This is a genomic window from Williamsia sp. 1135, from assembly GCF_002095395.1.
Lineage (GTDB): Bacteria > Actinomycetota > Actinomycetes > Mycobacteriales > Mycobacteriaceae > Williamsia.
In genome coordinates this window covers 50,301-68,333 of the sequence record NZ_MJEI01000086.1, presented here as the reverse complement: position 1 = coordinate 68,333, position 18,033 = coordinate 50,301, and the positions used below count along the sequence as shown (strand labels likewise).

General features: G+C 64.9%; 15 protein-coding genes. 12 read left to right on the top strand and 3 right to left on the bottom strand.

Annotated elements, in window-relative coordinates; all coding sequences use genetic code 11:
• Positions 1–50: 50 nt before the first annotated feature.
• Positions 51–1,556: a dynamin family protein gene (locus BFL43_RS10985; protein WP_084892586.1), complete on the bottom strand. Its 1,506-nt coding sequence runs from the start codon at positions 1,554–1,556 to the stop codon at positions 51–53.
• Positions 1,553–3,448, bottom strand: coding sequence for a dynamin family protein (locus BFL43_RS10980; protein ID WP_168176604.1), 1,896 nt, complete (start codon positions 3,446–3,448; stop codon positions 1,553–1,555). Before BFL43_RS10980 ends, BFL43_RS10985 begins: the two co-directional genes overlap by 4 nt.
• Before the next feature lie 90 nt (positions 3,449–3,538).
• Here BFL43_RS10980 and BFL43_RS28920 point away from each other — a divergent pair, with 90 nt between their 5' ends.
• Both BFL43_RS28920 and BFL43_RS10975 read left to right on the top strand, forming a co-directional pair.
• Positions 3,539–4,054: a sigma-70 family RNA polymerase sigma factor gene (locus BFL43_RS28920; protein WP_168176607.1), complete on the top strand. Its 516-nt coding sequence runs from the start codon at positions 3,539–3,541 to the stop codon at positions 4,052–4,054.
• Positions 4,047–4,538 carry a nuclear transport factor 2 family protein gene (locus BFL43_RS10975; RefSeq protein ID WP_084892584.1) on the top strand — a complete coding sequence of 164 codons (492 nt, stop codon included), beginning with the start codon at positions 4,047–4,049 and terminating at the stop codon, positions 4,536–4,538. The genes BFL43_RS28920 and BFL43_RS10975 overlap by 8 nt, the downstream gene beginning before the upstream one ends.
• Positions 4,539–4,616: 78 nt before the next feature.
• Here BFL43_RS10975 and BFL43_RS10970 read toward each other — a convergent pair whose 3' ends face one another.
• Positions 4,617–4,928 (bottom strand): hypothetical protein, encoded by a 312-nt coding sequence (locus BFL43_RS10970; protein ID WP_084892583.1) that lies wholly within the window; start codon positions 4,926–4,928, stop codon positions 4,617–4,619.
• 156 nt (positions 4,929–5,084) lie between these two features.
• On the opposite strand from BFL43_RS10970, the gene glf reads away from it, so the two are divergent.
• The 10 genes from glf to BFL43_RS10920 all read left to right on the top strand — a co-directional run bounded on the left by glf (position 5,085) and on the right by BFL43_RS10920 (position 17,935).
• Positions 5,085–6,302 carry a UDP-galactopyranose mutase gene (gene glf, locus BFL43_RS10965; protein WP_084892582.1) on the top strand — a complete coding sequence of 406 codons (1,218 nt, stop codon included), beginning with the start codon at positions 5,085–5,087 and terminating at the stop codon, positions 6,300–6,302.
• A 2-nt stretch (positions 6,303–6,304) separates the two neighbouring features.
• Positions 6,305–8,233, top strand: coding sequence for a glycosyltransferase (locus tag BFL43_RS10960; RefSeq protein ID WP_240498200.1), 1,929 nt, complete (start codon positions 6,305–6,307; stop codon positions 8,231–8,233).
• The gene (locus BFL43_RS10955; protein WP_084892580.1) at positions 8,214–8,795 is read left to right on the top strand and encodes a phosphatase PAP2 family protein; all 582 of its coding nucleotides are present in this window, start codon (positions 8,214–8,216) and stop codon (positions 8,793–8,795) included. Before BFL43_RS10960 ends, BFL43_RS10955 begins: the two co-directional genes overlap by 20 nt.
• Before the next feature lie 9 nt (positions 8,796–8,804).
• Positions 8,805–9,731: a decaprenyl-phosphate phosphoribosyltransferase gene (locus BFL43_RS10950; RefSeq protein WP_084892579.1), complete on the top strand. Its 927-nt coding sequence runs from the start codon at positions 8,805–8,807 to the stop codon at positions 9,729–9,731.
• Complete coding sequence (gene zomB / locus BFL43_RS10945; protein WP_084892578.1) at positions 9,718–11,781, top strand: flagellar motor control protein ZomB; 2,064 nt, start codon at positions 9,718–9,720, stop codon at positions 11,779–11,781. The genes BFL43_RS10950 and zomB overlap by 14 nt, the downstream gene beginning before the upstream one ends.
• Positions 11,782–12,198: 417 nt before the next feature.
• Positions 12,199–13,167 (top strand): alpha/beta hydrolase family protein, encoded by a 969-nt coding sequence (locus BFL43_RS10940; protein WP_084892577.1) that lies wholly within the window; start codon positions 12,199–12,201, stop codon positions 13,165–13,167.
• A 158-nt stretch (positions 13,168–13,325) separates the two neighbouring features.
• On the top strand, positions 13,326–15,179 hold the full coding sequence (locus BFL43_RS10935) for an alpha/beta hydrolase-fold protein (RefSeq protein WP_084892576.1): 1,854 nt from the start codon (positions 13,326–13,328) through the stop codon (positions 15,177–15,179).
• Between the two features lie 109 nt (positions 15,180–15,288).
• Entirely contained in the window at positions 15,289–15,819 is a 531-nt protein-coding gene (locus BFL43_RS10930; protein WP_084892575.1) for a DUF732 domain-containing protein, read from the top strand.
• A 9-nt stretch (positions 15,820–15,828) separates the two neighbouring features.
• Complete coding sequence (locus BFL43_RS10925; protein WP_084892574.1) at positions 15,829–16,806, top strand: cutinase family protein; 978 nt, start codon at positions 15,829–15,831, stop codon at positions 16,804–16,806.
• Between the two features lie 133 nt (positions 16,807–16,939).
• Positions 16,940–17,935: an LLM class F420-dependent oxidoreductase gene (locus BFL43_RS10920; protein WP_084892573.1), complete on the top strand. Its 996-nt coding sequence runs from the start codon at positions 16,940–16,942 to the stop codon at positions 17,933–17,935.
• Positions 17,936–18,033: the final 98 nt, after the last annotated feature.

The following is an 18,033-nucleotide window of genomic DNA, read 5'->3' as shown; positions in this document are numbered from 1 at the left end:
AAACGGGTCCCAGATCAGCGTGAATGATGCCTGAACGTCAGGACAGTCGGTCAGATCGAGCGGCGCATCATCGAATAGGTGTGGAGCAGTACCGCGACAGCTTGTTCTTCGGCAGCGGACCCACCGAGTAGTCCGGCCTCGTGGACACGGCGCAGTCGGTTGTCGAGTTCTGCGGCCATCGCGCCACGATCGGCGCCCACGGGCAGACCGATCCGGCCGGCTATCCCGGACCCGACGAGCACCTGCCTGAGTTCGCCGACCCAGGGCGATTCCGGGTCGGTGCGGGTCAGCGAATGCATCGCCTTGAACTCCTCCATCGTGTGTGCCTGGGGAGTCTGCCGAACCTGCCGCAGTATCGACCTGATCCGGCCACCGGCGGGATGCGTCAGAGCCAGATGTTCGATCTGTGTGCAGGTCGCGACCGCCCTGGTGATCAACACCGATCGGGTCAGGTTGACGTCGACGTTCTCCCGCAGTTCATCCACGCCGGAACGTCGTTGGAGCCAGGCATTCACCGCGTGGGCACCCTGTGGCGCGACCGCGCGAGCATGCCGGAGGCCGTACTCGCCGAGCAGATCGAGAAGTCGATCACGCCCCGCCTGGGTGCCTGTTGCGGGCGTTTCCGACTCGAGCCAGAGCTCCAATTGCATATCGGACAGCCCGGCCAGGGCGGAGAGCGCATCGGCGTCGGCCTCGGTGAATTGTCCGGTCTGGGCAGTCTGCGCCAGCAACCCGGCGACCGGCTGGACGGTCAGCAGTGCCGCCGACATCGACCGGGCGATCTTCTCGGACTGGGTGCGCGCCGCAATGATCGGGTCGGCGTCGCCAAATGCGCCCTCTCCGAGGGTGTCGGCCTTCGCCAGGGCACCGATGGTGTTCACCGCGGAGAATCCGAGGTCGTGGAGGAACTCCACCTCGTCGGCCCTGGGGGTGGCGTCGAACAGGAAGATCGCGGCGTCGGCGCCCACCGACGCATCGCGGGTCTGTCCGTACCCGTCGATGAGAGCGCGCCGCGTCGCCTGTTCGTTGCCCGTGGTGATGGTCGCCAGGCCAGGGGTGTCGATGAGCACCATGCTTCGCAGGAGCCGACTGGGCAGAAAGCGGTCGAGGTAGGCGACTTCGTCTGTGGGGCAGTTGAGCTCGGTGGGGCGGCCGTCGGTGAGCCGGACACTGTGCCTGGCGCCGCCGACCTTGACGACCTCTGCTCGCGACGGGGCGCCGTCCTGGTACACCGCAACGACTTTGGTGCATTCGGTGGCGGCCGTGTCGGCAACCCGATCCCCGATGAGTGCATTGACCAGCGTCGACTTCCCGGCCTTGACGCGGCCGACCACCACGACGCGGGGCGGGGCCCAGAGGGCGTCGCGGATCTGGGCGGTGGAGCGGGCGAGTGGACGGTCGATCCGGGCGATCTCGGCGAGCGCGGCGGTGAGCTGATCCCGTAGTGCGTGGGGTCGGGTACGCCGGATGGGTTGATTCGGGGTGGGCTGATTCCGGGTGGGTCGTTGAGGGGTGGGCTGATTCCGGGTGGGTCGTTGAGGGGTGGGCTGATTCACTGTGCGGTCTCCGCGACGTCGGCGTCCAGAACAGGGTCCTTGCCCAGGGCGACGGGGCCTTTAGTCCGGGCCTCCGCCTTGAGAGCATCGATCGCCGCGTCGAGTTGCTCGATGAGAGAGACGATCTCGGTCAGTCGCCGGCTCAGGCCCCGAACTCTCTTGTCGCGGGTTGCCTTGTCTTCCTTCGCGGCCTCGGCGCCGGCGTTGATCTGATCGGTGATCACGTCGGTCTGGGCCCGAAGGTGACGGCGATACGCCACGACGATCTCGGGTCGCGCCGTGGCGACGGTGCGATCGATGACCCGCAACGTCGATTTGTTGGCCAGCGTCAGTGTCTCGCGCAACCAGGTGATCAGGTGCTGCCTGCCGTTGCGCATCGCCCGATACCCGAGGTTGACCGAGAGCCAGACCCCGCCGGCGACGAGCCCGATCGGAAGGACGGCCGCCATCGCAAGGCTCCCGAAGATGGCCCCGCCGACCATGCCTCCGGTCAGCAGGTTCGCGCCCATGAAGCCCATCATCAAAGCGCTGGGATCGACCACGTCTTTCCATTTGCGTTGGACTTCAGGAGAATTGATGTCCTCGGCGACCATGGCGCCTGCCACCGCATCCATGATGTCCTCCCAGTGCTCGTCGTCACCGAAGAGCGTGGAGACGATCTGGTGCAAGGACTCGGAGAAGTTCTCGAAGGCGCGTGCCGTCGCCGCCTGGAGGTCGGACATGATTGCGGCGGTGAACACTTGCGGCTGCTTGCGCAGGATCCGCCAGCCCTCACCGTTGATCCGTTCGCTCCAGCCCTCCTTGATCTTGTTCAGATCGGAATCGAGCAACCCGACGGCGCGCTGGCGGGCCAGGGTGATGTCCCGGGAGAGGTGTTGATCCCATTCGGTGCCGTGCTCGCGCAGCGCTTTGAGTGCCGCCTTTTTCTCGGCCAGATCATCGAGTGCCGACGAGTCGCCTTGCACGACCGCGATTTCGGTGTCCAGGCGGACCTTCATGCGGTGCATACCGCTACGGCACACCTGCAGGCCGTCGAGCATCGGGGCGATCTCCGCGTCTTCCAGGAGCGTGTCGATGGCGGCGCGGAGAGCGGGAATCCCGGAGGCGGCGAGGATCTCCTCGCGCATGTCCGCCGGTTGCTCGAGCGCTGTCAACGCCCGAACGCCGGACACCCCGATCACCTCGACCGCGCGGCCCAGCCGGCTTCGCACGATCGATCGGTTCTCCTCGGCGATCGTGCGCCAGTTCCGCCTGTTCTTGTCGATCTTCGTCATGGCCACGACCACCGACCCCGACGTCTCGGTGGCGGTCCGCAGGAACTCGATCTCGGGTGCTGTCAGCGGGGCGGCGCTGTCGCACACCATCACGATCGCGCCCGCCCTGCGTGCCGCGGTCAACGCGAGCCGGGCATGGCGTGGATCGAGCCCGCCGGCGCCGGGGGTGTCCACGAGCGTCAGGCCGGGTAGGTGGAGGGCCTCGACGGCGACGACCGCCTCGGTCGGCAGCGCGTCGACGGTCTGATCCTGTACGTGTCGGCCGTCCATCGTGACCCAGTCGGGTAGCTCGCCTGCGTCGATCACCTGCGTCGAATCCGCGAACACCAGGCGCGCGGACCCCGCGGGCAGGGTGTCGTCCGGTGGTGCGAACCAGACGCTGGCGCTGGTGGTGATGTCGACACCCACCGGTGCCAGATCCGGGCGCCCGATGAGCGCGTTGACCAACGTGCTCTTGCCCCGCTTCACCTCGCCGACGAAAACGATGGCTCCGGCGGTGTCGGCGGCATGGAAGCGCGCGTGCGCGAGCTCGGCCGCCTTTGCCTGCCCGAACTTGCGGAGGGTTGCGGACGCGGTGGCGAGCGCATCGGCCGCCTCAGCCGTGGCACCTGCGGTCACAGTGACTCCCGGGTCAGTCGTTGGAACGGTTTCGCTGCCGATTACTCTGCCGCATCCCCAGGTATCTGCGACATTTATCAAGTGACTGACATGAGCGAGCGGGAACTCGTGCTGCGGAGCCAGGACGGAGACCAAGCGGCATTCGGAGAGCTCGTCACCCGCAACCGCGATCAGATCTGGGCCATCTGTCTGCGGATCACGGCCAACAAGTACGACGCCGAGGACGCGTTGCAGGACGCATTGATCGCCGGCTGGCAGAACATCGGCAAGTTCCGCGGCGATTCGAAGTTCACCAGTTGGATGTACCGGATCGCCTCCAACGCCGCGCTGGCCGTCATCCGCAAGCGGCTGGACACCTCGGCCGACGGACCGCCCGAGTTCGAGTCGAACGCGCCACGGATCGATTCCCAGGTCACCGATGTGGCCCGGGTCCGGGCTGCGCTGAGCGCATTGCCGATCGAGTTCCGGGAAGCAATCGTGTTGCGCGAGTTCGGCGATCTCTCCTATCAGGAAATCGCAGACCAGCAGGGGGTGGGCGTGCAGACTGTGAAGAGCCGGATCAACCGGGCCCGCGCCAAACTGCTGGAGATTCTGCAAGATGCCTGACGCAATCCCCGTCCCGCTCGATGTCATCCCCGCCTCCACCGACCCCACCGACGTGCTGATCCGCTTCGCCTTCGGCCTCGACGCCGGCGACAAGGAGATCCTCGAATCGGCTTTCACGGAGGACGTCTTGTTCGACGTCAGTCAGGTGGGGGACGAGCGCAGTGGCTTCCCCGCGATCGAAGGCCGCGACTCCGTCGTCGGGATGCTGCTGATGTCGATGGGCCCGCTCGACACGATGCACGCGCTGTCGAACTTCCGCGTGCACATCGACGGCGACACGGCCCGACTCAACTGTTACGCCATGGCGCAGCATTACCGCCCGGGTGAAGGTCCGTCCCGGGACAAGACCGATCAGGTGATGATGGGTAACAAGTACGACGCCGAGCTCATCCGCGACGGCCAGAGCTGGCGGATCAAACGCCTGACCATCGTCACCGTCTGGTCCCAGGGCAACCCCGACGTGTTGATCGACCACCTCCGCTGACCCGGAATTGGTGGGTTCTGGCGACTAAAAGCCCAGGTCAGGCTCGCCAGAACCCACCAGAATCGGGGGTGGGGGGAGTCAGATGTCGAGGTCGTCGGCGGGTGCGTAGTCGTCGCCGGTGTGGTCGGTGAAGTCGGTGGTGTCCGAATCGTCGGTCTCGGTGTCCCCGGGGGTATCGAAAGCGTCCTCGAAATCGCCGCCGAGAATGTCATCTCCGTCACCATCGGAGTCGGTGACGTTGTCGGTGTCGTCCGGGATCAATTCGTCGAGTCCGCTGCCTGCGTGGTCGAATGCGGCTTCGAGGGTCTGATCGAAGACCGCCGGATCGACCTGGTCCTCGGCGCCGATCTGCGAAAAGATCGAGTCGAGCTGGTCATCTGGGCTGGTCACGGTACTTCTCCTCCGGTCGGGGAACGTCGGCACACCGGGTGCGACGAGGGTTTGTCAGTCATTGGAGTCGCCGGCACCCCAGAATGTTCCCTCGTGGCCCGGCTTTGTTCGCTGGTGGGTCGGGCCCGACTTCCGGGTCCGTTACCCTGAACACCCGTGACCCCCGACATCTCCGCCCCCGGTGCTTCTCGGTACGACCTCATTGTCGTCGGTTCCGGCTTCTATGGCCTGACGATCGCAGAACGAGCAGCGAACGAGCTCGGCAAGCGGGTCCTGGTCATCGACCGGCGCAGCCATCTCGGCGGCAACGCGTACTCCGAAGCCGAGCCCACCACGGGGATCGAGATCCACAAGTACGGCGCGCACCTTTTCCACACGTCCAACAAGAAGGTGTGGGACTACGTCAACAAGTTCACCGATTTCACCGGCTACCAGCACCGGGTCTTCGCGATGTACGAGGGCCAGGCCTACCAGTTCCCGATGGGCCTCGGTCTGGTCTCGCAGTTCTTCGGTCGCTACTTCACCCCGGACGAGGCGCGCGCGCTCATCGCCGAGCAGGCCAGCGAGATCGACACCGACGCGGCCTCGAACCTGGAAGAGAAGGCCATCAGCTTGATCGGACGGCCCCTGTACGAGGCCTTCGTCAAGCACTACACCGCCAAGCAGTGGCAGACCGATCCCACCGAGCTGCCCGCCGCGAACATCGCGCGACTGCCGGTGCGCTACAACTTCGACAACCGCTACTTCAACGACACCTACGAGGGTCTGCCGAAAGACGGTTACACCGCCTGGCTCGAGAACATGGCGAAGAGCGACCTGATCGAGGTCCGCCTCGACACCGACTGGTTCGACGTCCGTGACGACCTGCGGGCGCAGAGTCCGGATGCGCCGGTGGTCTACACCGGGCCGCTGGACCGGTACTTCGACTACGCCGACGGTGAACTCGGCTGGCGCACACTCGATTTCGAGACCGAAGTGCTCGATACCGGAGACTTTCAGGGCACCCCGGTGATGAACTACAACGACGCCGCCGTCCCGTACACCCGAATCCACGAGTTCCGGCATTTCCACCCCGAGCGTGCGTACCCCGCCGACAAGACCGTCATCATGCGCGAGTTCAGTCGGTTCGCGGAGAGCGGCGACGAGCCGTACTACCCCATCAACACCCCGGAGGACCGGGAGAAACTGAGCGCTTACCGGGCCCGCGCGAAGGCCGAGACGGCCTCGCAGAAGGTGCTTTTCGGTGGCCGCCTCGGCACCTACCAGTACCTCGACATGCACATGGCGATCGCCAGTGCGCTCACCGCCTACGAGAACACGTTGGCGCCGCACCTGCAGTCCGGTGCGCCCCTGGCGACGGAGAGTGAACAGTGACGATATCGACGGCGGCGGAGCAGTCGCAGAACCCCCAGACCTATGATGCGGCGAAGACGTTGCTGCAGCGGGTCATCCTGCCGCGTCAGGGTGAGCCGCTCGATGTGCGGTCGCTTTATCTGGTTGAATCCGAGTCCAATTCGCGACGAGCCCACGCCCCGTCGCGGACCTCGGTGCTGCTGGGCGCGGAGTCCGAAGTCAGCTTCCTGACCTACTTCAACGCTTTCGCCGCGTCCTACTGGCGTCGCTGGTCGATTCTCAAATCTGTTGTGCTGCGTATCGAGGTGATCGGCGCGTGCCGCGTCGATGTGTACCGGTCGAAGATCGACGGTTCCCGCATCGCGGTGGACGGCAACCTCGTCCCGACCGACGCAAGTGGCAAGGGCGTCATCGAATTCGAGGTCGGCTTGGAGCCGTTCGAGGACGGCGGCTGGATCTGGTTCGACATCACCACCGACACCGACGTCGAGGTCGTCTCTGCCGGCTGGTACGCCCCGATCGATGCGCCCAGCGGACCCGACACCAAGCGCGTGACCGTCGGGATCCCGACGTTCAACCGTCCGACCGACGCTGTGAACGCTCTGTACGCGCTGACGTCCGATCCACTGGTCGACGAGGTCATCGACGCCGTGATGATGCCCGATCAGGGCACCCGGTTGGTCACCGACGAACCGGGCTTCGCCGAAGCCGCAGCGGCACTGGGTGATCGTCTCCACATGTTCAAGCAGGGCAACCTCGGCGGATCCGGTGGATATTCACGGATCATGTACGAGGCGCTGAAGCAGACCGACAGTCCGTACGTCCTCTACATGGACGACGACATCAGCATCGAGCCGGACTCGATCCTGCGTGCGCTCGCGATGTCGCGATTTGCCAAGTCCCCCATGCTCGTCGGCGGGCAGATGCTCAACCTGCAGGACCGCAGTCACCTGCATTGCATGGGTGAGGTGATCGACCACCGCAACTTCATGTGGACGGCCGCGCCGTTCGTGGAGTACGACCACGACTTCGCCGAGTACCCGCTGCGCGACCGCGAGAACTCGAAGAACCTGCACCGGCGGATCGATGTCGAGGGCAACGGCTGGTGGATGTGCATGATCCCGCGCGTGGCCGCGGAACAGATCGGCCTGCCGCTGCCACTGTTCATCAAGTGGGACGACTGGGAGTACGCGCTGCGGGCGGCCAAGGCCGGCTACCCGACGGCCACCATTCCCGGCATCGCGATCTGGCACATGGCCTGGAGTGACAAGGACGACGCGATCGATTGGCAGGCCTACTTCCACCTGCGCAATCGGTTGGTGGTCGCCTCACTCCATCACGACGGCCCGCTCGGCCCGATCCTGCAGTCGATAGCCAAGGCAACTGCGAAACATCTTCTCTGCCTTGAATATTCGACTGTGGCAATCCAGAACGAGGCCATCAGGGACTTCTTGGCCGGGCCCGACCACATTCGCGACCTCCTGCCGTCGGCACTGCCCAAGATCGCGGCGATGCGCAAGCAGTACCCGGACGCGGTCGTTCTGCCGTCCGCGACCGAGCTACCCCGAACATCGGGTGAGGCAACCCATCTCGGGGTGAACATACCGACCAACCCAGTCAAGAAGGTCCGGGCACTCGGGGCGGCGGTCGTGAACAACCTGCGGCCCGCCGATCCGCGCCATCACGAGGTGCCACAGGCGAACTACCCGCCCATCGAGGCCCGCTGGTTCAGTCTCGGCCGCGTCGACGGGGTGACCGTGACGACCGCCGACGGTAGGGGTGTGGTGTTCCGGCAGCGCGACCGTGACAAGATGATCGCCCTGGCGAAGGAATCTGCCGCGCTCGTGAAAGAACTGCGGGCTCGTTTTCCCGAACTCCGTGAAACGTATCGGTCCGCACATGCTGAGCTGACCAGTAAGGAAAGCTGGGAGCGTGTCTTCGGAATCGATTGAGGTCCCCCAGAGTTTCATCGGACCGCTCAGCGGTGAAGTCAAGATCCTGGTCGGCGTGCAGAAGTCGCTGTCCGATCGTCCCGGCGTCCTGGCGACGGCCTGCGGACTGTCGCACTTCGGTGAGCACTCCCTGGGCTGGCTCGGGCTGGCGGCCACCGGTGCGGCCGCAGCACAGGTCCGCGGGGACAAGGCGAACCGCAATCAGTGGATCGCCGCCGGTGTCGGCGCGTTCGGAGCGCACGCCGCGTCCGTGGTCATCAAACGGATCGTGCGCCGCCGCCGACCACACGACCCCCGCATCGCGATCGGTGTGGGCACGCCCAGCAAGCTGAGCTTCCCGTCGAGCCATGCGACCTCCACCACCGCTGCAGCGATTCTCATCGGTCGCGCTGCGGGATTACCATCCGGTGCGCTGCCCGCGGCACTGGTGCCGCCGATGTTGCTGTCACGGCTCGTGCTGGGTGTGCACTACCCGTCCGACGTGATCGGTGGCGCCCTGATCGGAGCCACCTGTGCAGCCGCGGTCACTGCGGGTGAAAGACTGACGAGAACTGAGAACTGAGGGAGTGCAGTGAGCGAGGAGCCGATCGAGCACGAGGTCGTGCGCGGCCCGCCCAAGAATCTGGCAACGGGTTTGATCAAGGCGGTCAGGCCCCGGCAGTGGGTCAAGAACCTGTTGGTGCTGGCAGCACCGATGGCGGCCGGTGCTGTCGACGAGCCGGATGTGCTCTGGCGCACAGGCGTCGCCTTCGTGGCGTTCTGCCTGATCGCGTCGTGCGTTTATCTCGTGAACGATGCGCTCGACGTCGAAGCCGACCGCAACCACCCGACCAAACGGTTCCGGCCGATCGCCGCGGGGGTGGTGCCCAGGTCGCTGGCATTCGTACTGGCTGCGGTTCTCGGAGTCGCTTCGCTGGGGATCTCTTTCCTGGCCAACTGGCAGCTCGCCGTCGTCATCGCGGTCTACCTGGCCATCCAGCTCGGCTACTGCTTCGGCCTCAAGCACGAGCCGGTCATCGACATCTGCATCGTCTCGTCCGGGTTCCTGCTGCGCGCGATCGCCGGCGGCGTAGCAGCTGAACTGCCCGACGGGCTCTCGAAGTGGTTCCTGCTCGTGATGACCTTCGGGTCCCTGTTCATGGCAGCGGGCAAGCGCTACGCGGAGCTACAACTCGCCGAACGCACCGGCGCCAAGATCCGCAAGAGCCTCGAGTACTACACGACGACCTACCTGCGTTTCGTCTGGACGCTGTCCGCGACAACTGTCGTGCTCTGTTACGGGATGTGGGCGTTCGACACAGACGGTGGACACAACGAGAACGTCTGGTACGCCCTGTCGATGGTGCCGTTCACCATCGCAATCCTTCGCTACGCCGTCGACGTCGACGGTGGTCAGGCGGGCGAACCCGAAGAAATCGCGCTCGGTGACCGTGTTCTCCAGCTGCTCGCCATCGCCTGGTTAGTATGCGTTGGTGTCGCGGTCTATGCCATCAGCTGAAAAAGGCGGGCCATCAGCTAGCAAGGGCCGGCCATCAGCTGATCCGGGGATCGAACCAGCGCAACCACGGGTGCTCGGCCGCACGATCAACCCGGCCACCATCTCCCTGTGGATCAGCGCGGTCGTCGTCGGTGCCATCTTCGGATACGGCGCCTGGCAGCGTCGCTGGATCGCCGACGACGGTCTGATCGTTCTCCGCACGGTCCGCAACCTGCTGGCAGGGAACGGGCCGGTGTTCAACAAGGGCGAGCGGGTCGAGGCGAACACCTCGACGCTCTGGACCTATCTGATCTGGTTCTGGAGTTGGGTGACCGACGCCCAGACCGAATACGTGGTGCTCTGGATCGCGCTGGTGTTGTCGATAGCGGCTGTACCCTTGGCGATGTACGGCACCGGCCGGCTCTACCGCATCGGCAGGGGACAGGGCCCGATCAATCCCGGCTGGATGCTCCTGCTCCCGCTCGGTGCACTCGTCTACATCGCGCTGCCGCCTGCGCGTGACTTTGCGACCAGCGGTCTCGAGACGTCGCTCTGTATCTTCTGGGCCGCCCTGCTGTGGTGCCAGCTGGTCGCGTGGAGTCAGCGCTCGACCAATCCGGCGGTCTGGGGACGCAAGCAGGTCGCGACGACGTTGTTGCTGGGCTTCACCGCCGGGCTGTCGCCACTGATCCGTCCCGAGCTGACCCTGGTGGGCGGCCTGGCCCTGCTCTTGGTCTTCTGTAGCCCGATGAGCTGGAAGATGCGCTTCGCCTTCGCGGCGGTCGCAGCGTTTGTGCCGGTGGCCTACCAGATCTTCCGCATGGGTTATTACGCCCTGTTGGTGCCGAATACGGCCGTCGCGAAGGACGCGTCCGGGTCGAAGTTCGATCAGGGTCTGACGTACCTGGGCAACATGTTCAGTCCCTACTTCCTGATCCTCCCGCTGATCATCGCGGTGATCGCGGCCGGACTCACCTGGTACCTGCGTCGCAATGCGCTGGATACGTCCGCTGACGGCCACGTTGACCTCGTCAAGCACAAGGACGACGCTCCCGTGACCTGGCGCGTGCGCGCGGGTTCGATCAGTCGCAGGTTGCAGAGTCCCGCCGCGGTGGTGACGTTGATCTTCGTCTGCGGCTTCCTCGAGTCGTTCTACTGGGTACGCCAGGGCGGCGACTTCATGCACGCCCGCGTCCTTCTGGTCCCGCTGTTCCTGCTGATGCTGCCGGTGATGGTGATCCCTGTTGCGCTTCCCGCCGGGTTCGGGCAGCGCCGGAGCGACACCGACGGCGCACGGAATGTGCGACCACAGGTGATCGGCTGGGCGGGGACCGTGGTCATGGCCGGTCTGTGGATCACGACCGTCGTGTGGGCCATCTCGACCTCACACGTGGCCGGCATGAAGAACGGCACCGAGATCGGCCGCGGCGGCATCGTCGACGAGCGTCGCTACTACATCCAGAACATCGGCATCGAGCACCCGATCACCGCCGAGGACTACCTGAACTACCCGCGGATCCGGGCGATGGTCGCGTCGATCAACAAGCATGAGAACACGGGTGGGGTGTTGTTGCCCTCCCCGAACTACGACGAGTGGTACTTCGATCCGCTGCCGGTACCGCCTCCGCCGGGCGTGGACAAGCAGATCACTGTCTTCTATCTGAACCTCGGGATGACGAGCATGAATGCCTCGCTCGATGTGCGGGTCATCGACCAGATGGGGTTGGCGTACCCGATCGCGGCTCATTCGGATCGGCTCCCTGACGGCCGGATCGGTCACGACAAAGATCTCGACGCCGAATGGGTGGTCGCGGAGTCGGGTGCCTACCCGCGGTACCCGGTGCTTCCGCCCTTCGTCAGTGCCGACGGGGTGCGCCAGGCGCAGGTCGCCCTGACCTGTAAGCCGACGGAAGACTTGATCGCGTCGTATTCGGCTCCCTGGACGTTCGCGCGTTTCAAGCACAACCTGCGGCAAGCAGCGGGGTTCACGTCCTATCGCATCGACCGGGTGCCCGAGTACGAGTTGGAGCGGTGCAAATTGCCCATTCCTGCGCCGGTCTATCCGAACTAGCACCTGTAACGTGACAACAGGATTCGGTGTGAGCGTCACGCTCAGTCACCTGAGCACACGCGCATGGTTTCCTGAGAAAAAGCTGATAACTTCACGCCGCGCTGCAGGTCCGCTCGACCCTGGGCGGGGCAGGCAACACGCAAGGTCTCGAATGTGTAACGCGGCGTTTTGCAGGCGCGATACGTATGGGGAAGAACGATTTGGGCAGGTCACGAGGTCGTCTAATCGGACAGTGTGACCGATCACAGGGTTTGTCAGACCGGAAGCTATCTAATAGGCTCCGGTCGTTGCCAAAGGGCGGCACGCTGTTCGTGAAGCTGTGTGACACCTGAGGATCTTGGTGTCCTCGTGGCCAGAGTTATTTCGCTGAACTGCAGTCCGGGCCGTTGCCGCTGGATAGAGAGAGAGTTGTATTCGATGCGCGTACGCACACCGTTTGGGCGAGTGGGGTTCGGTAAGCGACTCGTCGCTTCCGTCGCCGCACTGGCGACCATTGCCGGAATCGGAGTGGTTGCCGGCACCGGCACCGCCAACGCTTGGGGCCAAAGGGCAACCGAGACGTTTTACGTCAACGGATGCGGTATGCCGAGGGACGTGAAGGTTCGCTCTTGGACCACGAGGAATGCGTACAAAACGGTTGTCCTGCTCGATGGACTGCGCGCCACCAACGACGTCAGTGGCTGGGAGCACGAGACCAACGTGCAAGATCTGGTCAAGCGGAACATCAACGTCGTGATGCCGGTCGGTGGAGCCGCGAGCTTCTATAGCGACTGGAACGCCCCGAGCAACTTTAACGACCAGGGATACACCTACAAGTGGAACTGCGTCATCGCTGACAGGCTCCCCAAGGCTCTCAAGAGCAAGGGGCTTATCCCCAGCGGAAAACTGGCGATCGCCGGAATCTCGATGGGCGGCAACGCTGCGCTCGTGGTCGCAGCCAACAACAAGCAGTGGTACTCACACGCCTTCTCGATGTCGGGCTACCTGAACCTCTCGGCTCCGGGTATGAAGTCGGCCATCCGCGTCGCTCTGCTCGACGCCGACGGCGGGCCGTGGAACTCTGACAGCATGTGGGGTCCGCCGTGGACCACCCGCTGGTACGACAACGATCCGTTCGTGCAAATCACCAAGATGCACGGTCTGAAGGTTCGCGTTGCATCCGGCAGCGGTATCCCCGGCGGTTACAACCAGAACGAGAACGCGGTCAGCATTGTCCAAGGTGTGCCGCTCGAGATGCTCTCGCTGGCACAGACCCGCGCCTTCGAGGTGCAGGCCTTCGTCAACCGTGTCCAGTTGACCACCGACTACCCGTTCGCCGGCACTCACAAGTGGGGCTACTGGCAGGACATGATGTGGCGTGCCGCGGATCAGGGCTGGTTCCGCTGAATCGTCCCCCGTGACCCTCTAGTCACAAAATTCACACCTGTCACAGGTGTGGCAACCTCAAAACAGAACGCTCTACGTGTAGACAACACGTAGAGCGTTCTGTTTTTGGTTCGGTCCCCAGAGAGTCGGCTGGGTGTGACTTGGAGGAGTAGATCTACATGCGGAAGCAATTTGTGCGCGGTGCGCTCGGACTGATGGCCGGCGCGGTATCGGTGTGCACGGTGCTCGGCGTGACGACGCCCGCCATGGCCGCGCCGGTGGTGCCCGCCCCACAGGCCCCCGCGGTCAGCGCCCCGGCCGCCGTGCCGGGGGTCAAGATCACCAACACCTTCTGGTACTCCGACCGTCGGGTCGCGATGTGGGTCTACTCGCCCGCGATGGGCACCAACGTCCAGGTGCAGGTGCTGCTGGCACGTGATTGGAACTATCGCCCGGCGAACAAGTTCCCGCAGATGTACATGCTCGACGGTCTGCGCGCGCAGGACGACCAGAACGGCTGGATCCTCAACACCAACATCGAGGACTTCTACAAGGACAAGAACGTCAACGTCGTCCTGCCCGTCGGCGGCGAGTCGAGTTTCTACACGGACTGGGCCGAACCCGACAACGGTAAGAACTATCAGTGGGAGACGTTCCTGACCAAGGAACTGCCGCCCCTGATGGAGAGCCAGTGGCGATCGACCGACGTGCGCGGTGTTGAGGGACTGTCGATGGGCGGCAGCGCAGCGATGATGCTCGCAGCCCGCAATCCCGGTTTCTTCAAGTTCGCCGCGTCCTTCTCGGGCATTCTGCAGCTGAGCTCGTTCGGGATGCCGCAGGCGATCCAGTTCGCGCAGAACGACGCGGGCGGATATGACTCGGCGAAGATGTTCGGTCCGCCGACCGCACCGGCGTGGAAAGAACACGATCCCTACGTCCTCGCAGACAAGCTGCGCGGGACGAGTCTCTACGTGTCCTCGGGCAACGGCCTGGTCGGTCAGTACGACACCGCGTCCACCATTCCAGGTCTCGCCACCAACTACGCGGGCGTCGGCCTCGAGGTCCTCTCCCGGGTGACCTCGCAGCAGTTCGCGAGCAGGCTGAACCAACTCGGGGTACGAGCGCAGGCCGTCTATCGCGCCTCGGGCACGCACACGTGGCCGTACTGGCAGTTCGAGATGGAGCAGGCGTGGCCGCAGGCGGCCGGGGCCCTGGGGCTCGCGGCAGACAAGCCGGCCTGTGCCACGAGCGGCGCGATCGCGCCCGTCTACAAGGCGAACAAGTCGCTCGGCGAGTGCCTCACCCCTGAGTACGACGTGCCGGGTGGTCGCGCGCAGGACTTCCGCAACGGACGCATCATCTGGTCGGCCAAGACCGGAGCACAGGTTGTCGGTGGCGGCATCGGCGGCGCGTACGTCGCCGCGGGTGGTCCCGGCGGTTGGCTCGGATTCCCGACCAGCGGTGAGCTCGCCACCCCCGACAAGGTCGGCCGCTTTAACAAGTTCCAGAACGGCAACATCTACTGGACCCGGACGACGGGTGCGCACCCGGTCGGTGGCGCGATCCTCGCGGATTGGGGCAAGAGCGGATACGAACGTGGCCCGCTGAAGTACCCGACCGGCGACGAGCACAACACTCCCGGCGACAAGGGACGCGTGCAGGACTTCCAGGTCGGCTCGTACTACTGGAATCCGACGAACGGCGCACATTCGGTGCAGGGCAAGATCTTCGAGAAGTACGCAGCCCTTGGATACGAGGGCGGCTGGCTCGGATTCCCGAAGACCAACGAGGTCGGCCTGGCCCGGGGCGGCAAGCTCACGGCCTTCGACGGCGGGAACATCTACTGGACCTCGGCGAAGGGTGCTTACGCCATCGCGCCCGGCCCGATCTTCGACGCCTGGGGCAAGGCCGGGTACGAGAACGGCAAGCTGGGCTACCCGATCAGTGACGCGCAGGAGATCACCGGCGGGACCCGGGTCCTCTTCGAACGCGGTGTGATCGAGGTCGTGAACGGCGTCGCCGTCGTCAAGTAAATCCTCAGGTCGCTTCGGTAGCCTTGCTGGGATTCGAGAACTGCGGGTTCGGGGCCGGGTGGCTCCACCCTGCCAACCTTCTCCTGACGACGTGAGAAAAGGACGTGACATGACAAGCTCCACCATCCGGGTTCTCACCGCCGGCGCAGCGCTGCTGATGACGGCGGCGCTGGCCACCGGCTGCGGTGACGACTCGACGGCATCCGCGCCCACCGACGCGGTGAGCTCCAGGACGAGCGCGCCGAGCAGCACAAGTGCCACGAGCAGCGAAGCTGCCCCGTCGAGCAGCGCCGCGACCTCGACCGAGGCCAGCAGCGACGGCCAGCCCGACGACACCGAGGGCCTGCCCGCAACAGGGCCTGCCCCGGCCGACGTCCCCGAAGGTGTCGAGGCGGACAACAAAACCGAGGCGTACCTCGCAGAGCTGAAGAAGCAGGGCGTGAGCGTTCCCAACGATCCCGACAACGCGATCGCGCTGAGCGCAGCCCAGGCCGTCTGCAACGGCAAGGAGCAGGGCACGAGCACCGACGACATCAAGATCTTCGTGGTGCCGCTGGTGGGATCGGGAACTACCGATGAGGCCAAAGCCAATGCCGACGCCGACAAGGTGATCAAGGCCGCCGAGTCGAAGTACTGCTGACGCCCCGAGATGAGCGCCAAAAAGAGAAGTAAGGGCCGATTGCTGCTGCTGGCGATCCTCGGTCTGGGGATCCTGAGCATCATCGCGATCATCCTCGTGGTGATCTTGATCATCAATCTGTTCAAGCCGGAACCGGCCGGACCCACCGGTCCGAGCGGTTCTTCCACCACGAGTTCGGCCCCGCGGCCGACCGCCCAGCCGGCGGACTGCCCCGACGTCCAGGTGATCGTGGTACCCGGCACGTGGGAGTCGGCGAGCGACGACGACCCCTACAACCCGACGTCGAACCCGAACTCGTTGATGCTCAAGGTCTCCGCGCCGCTGGCGAACGAATTCGACACCTCCCGTGCCGACGTCTACACGGTCCCGTACGTGGCGCAGTTCAAGAACCCGACGAACTTGGCCGATCGGCAGGTCGACTACAACACCTCGCGCGCCGAGGGGACCAATGCGACGCGGGCGAAGATCGCCGAGGTCAACCAGAGGTGTCCGCTGACCGGTTTCGTACTGACAGGGTTCTCGCAGGGCGCGGTCATCGCCGGCGACATCGCAGGTGAGATCGGTAACGGCAGGGGTCCGGTGTCGCAGGATCTGGTCCTCGGGGTCGGATTGATCGCCGACGGTCGGCGGCAGCCGAATCAGGTCGGTAACGCCGGGCCGAACCCCCCGGGGGTCGGGGCAGAAATCGCCCTCGACATCCTGCCGATTCCGGGAATCGACCTCACGGGACCGCGGCCGGGTGGATTCGGCGAACTGACCGACCGCGCCTATTCACTTTGTGCGCCAGGCGATTTGATCTGCGATGCGCCGACGATCGCGAATCCGGTCGAGGGTCTGACGAAACTCATGGGCGCGATCAACAATCCGGTACACGCGATGTACAACACCACGCGTTACTGGAGTGACAACGGAGAGCCGGCCACCGTCTGGATGACCGACTGGGCCCGAGGTGTCATCGACCAGGCACCGTTCCCGAAGCACGAATGATCGCATTTTGCCGGGCTCGGGTCCGGAAGTAACGTTGTCCCCGCCAACCCCTGGCTGACCGGGACATCGGGCGGACTGGGCCCGATCCGGCCTGCAATGGTGCCGGGTGACTTTGTGAAACAGGAGACCTGAGATGACGTCAGCGAATGCCGAGTCGGGCCTGCGCAAGTTCCGGTTCGGCGCGGGTGGCGAAGGCAACCGTGACGAGGGTGGTGCCCGCAAGTTCGTCAAACTCGCGCAGACCGCCGAAGAGTACGGTTTCGACACCTTCGCGGTGCCCGACCACCTCGGCAATCAGGTCGGCCCGCTCGCCGCGCTAGGCGCGCTGAGCCAGGCCACGGACAAGATCCGGCTGGCCACCTCGGTCCTGGCGAACGGATACCGCCATCCGGCACTGCTGGCCAAAGAGGCCACGACCATCGATGTGCTGTCCAAGGGCCGCCTCGAGCTCGGCATCGGCGCGGGCTGGATGAAGGAAGAGTTCGACAAGGCCGGGATCGAGTTCGAGTCCCCGGGTGCCCGGATCCGGCGGCTCGACGAATCGCTCACCATCCTCGATGGACTGCTGCGCGGCGAAGAGGTCAACTTCGACGGTGAGTTCTACACCATCAAGGGCCTCGTCGGCAGTCCACGACCGCGGCAGGGACCGCGGCCGCCGATCGCGGTGGGCGGCGGCGGGCCCAAGATGCTGGCGCTGGCCGCCAAGCATGCCGACATCATCTCTGTGGCCACGGGCACCACGGCCGAGGGCAAGCTGCGGTTGTCGGACATGACGATGGAGAAGACCATCGAGCGGGTCGATCGCATTCGGCAGGCCGCCGGTGACCGGTTCGCCGAGATCGAGCTGAACTGGACGATCGCGACCATCGTCGTCACCGACGACCGGGAGGCGACCGCCGAGATGGCCCTGGCCGCTCTCGACCGGGGCTACCCGCCGAACATCGCGATGGACGTCAAGCTCTCCGTCGAGGACATCCTGCAGTCGCCGTACCTGGCGTTCGGATCGTTCGAGCAGATCGCCGATCAGATCCGCGAGGTCCGGCGCAGGACAACGATGTCGTACGTGGGAATTTTCCCGACCCAGATGGATGCGTTCGCACCGGTCATCCCGCTGCTCAAGGGTGAGTAGCCATAATCTTCGCCATGGTGGCGTAGGTTGACCTTCGGCGCTGATCCCCTCGCCGGTGACCACCTGGCAAAAAGAGAGTTACTGACCGGTAGTATGTT

Coding starts and splice junctions, on each gene's coding strand:
- BFL43_RS10925 (WP_084892574.1), top strand. CDS start 15,829: ATGAGCGCCAAAAAGAGAAGTAAGGGCCGATTGCTGCTGCTGGCGATC.
- BFL43_RS10975 (WP_084892584.1), top strand. CDS start 4,047: ATGCCTGACGCAATCCCCGTCCCGCTCGATGTCATCCCCGCCTCCACC.
- zomB (WP_084892578.1), top strand. CDS start 9,718: ATGCCATCAGCTGAAAAAGGCGGGCCATCAGCTAGCAAGGGCCGGCCA.
- BFL43_RS10920 (WP_084892573.1), top strand. CDS start 16,940: ATGACGTCAGCGAATGCCGAGTCGGGCCTGCGCAAGTTCCGGTTCGGC.
- BFL43_RS10940 (WP_084892577.1), top strand. CDS start 12,199: ATGCGCGTACGCACACCGTTTGGGCGAGTGGGGTTCGGTAAGCGACTC.
- BFL43_RS10935 (WP_084892576.1), top strand. CDS start 13,326: ATGCGGAAGCAATTTGTGCGCGGTGCGCTCGGACTGATGGCCGGCGCG.
- BFL43_RS10930 (WP_084892575.1), top strand. CDS start 15,289: ATGACAAGCTCCACCATCCGGGTTCTCACCGCCGGCGCAGCGCTGCTG.
- BFL43_RS28920 (WP_168176607.1), top strand. CDS start 3,539: ATGAGCGAGCGGGAACTCGTGCTGCGGAGCCAGGACGGAGACCAAGCG.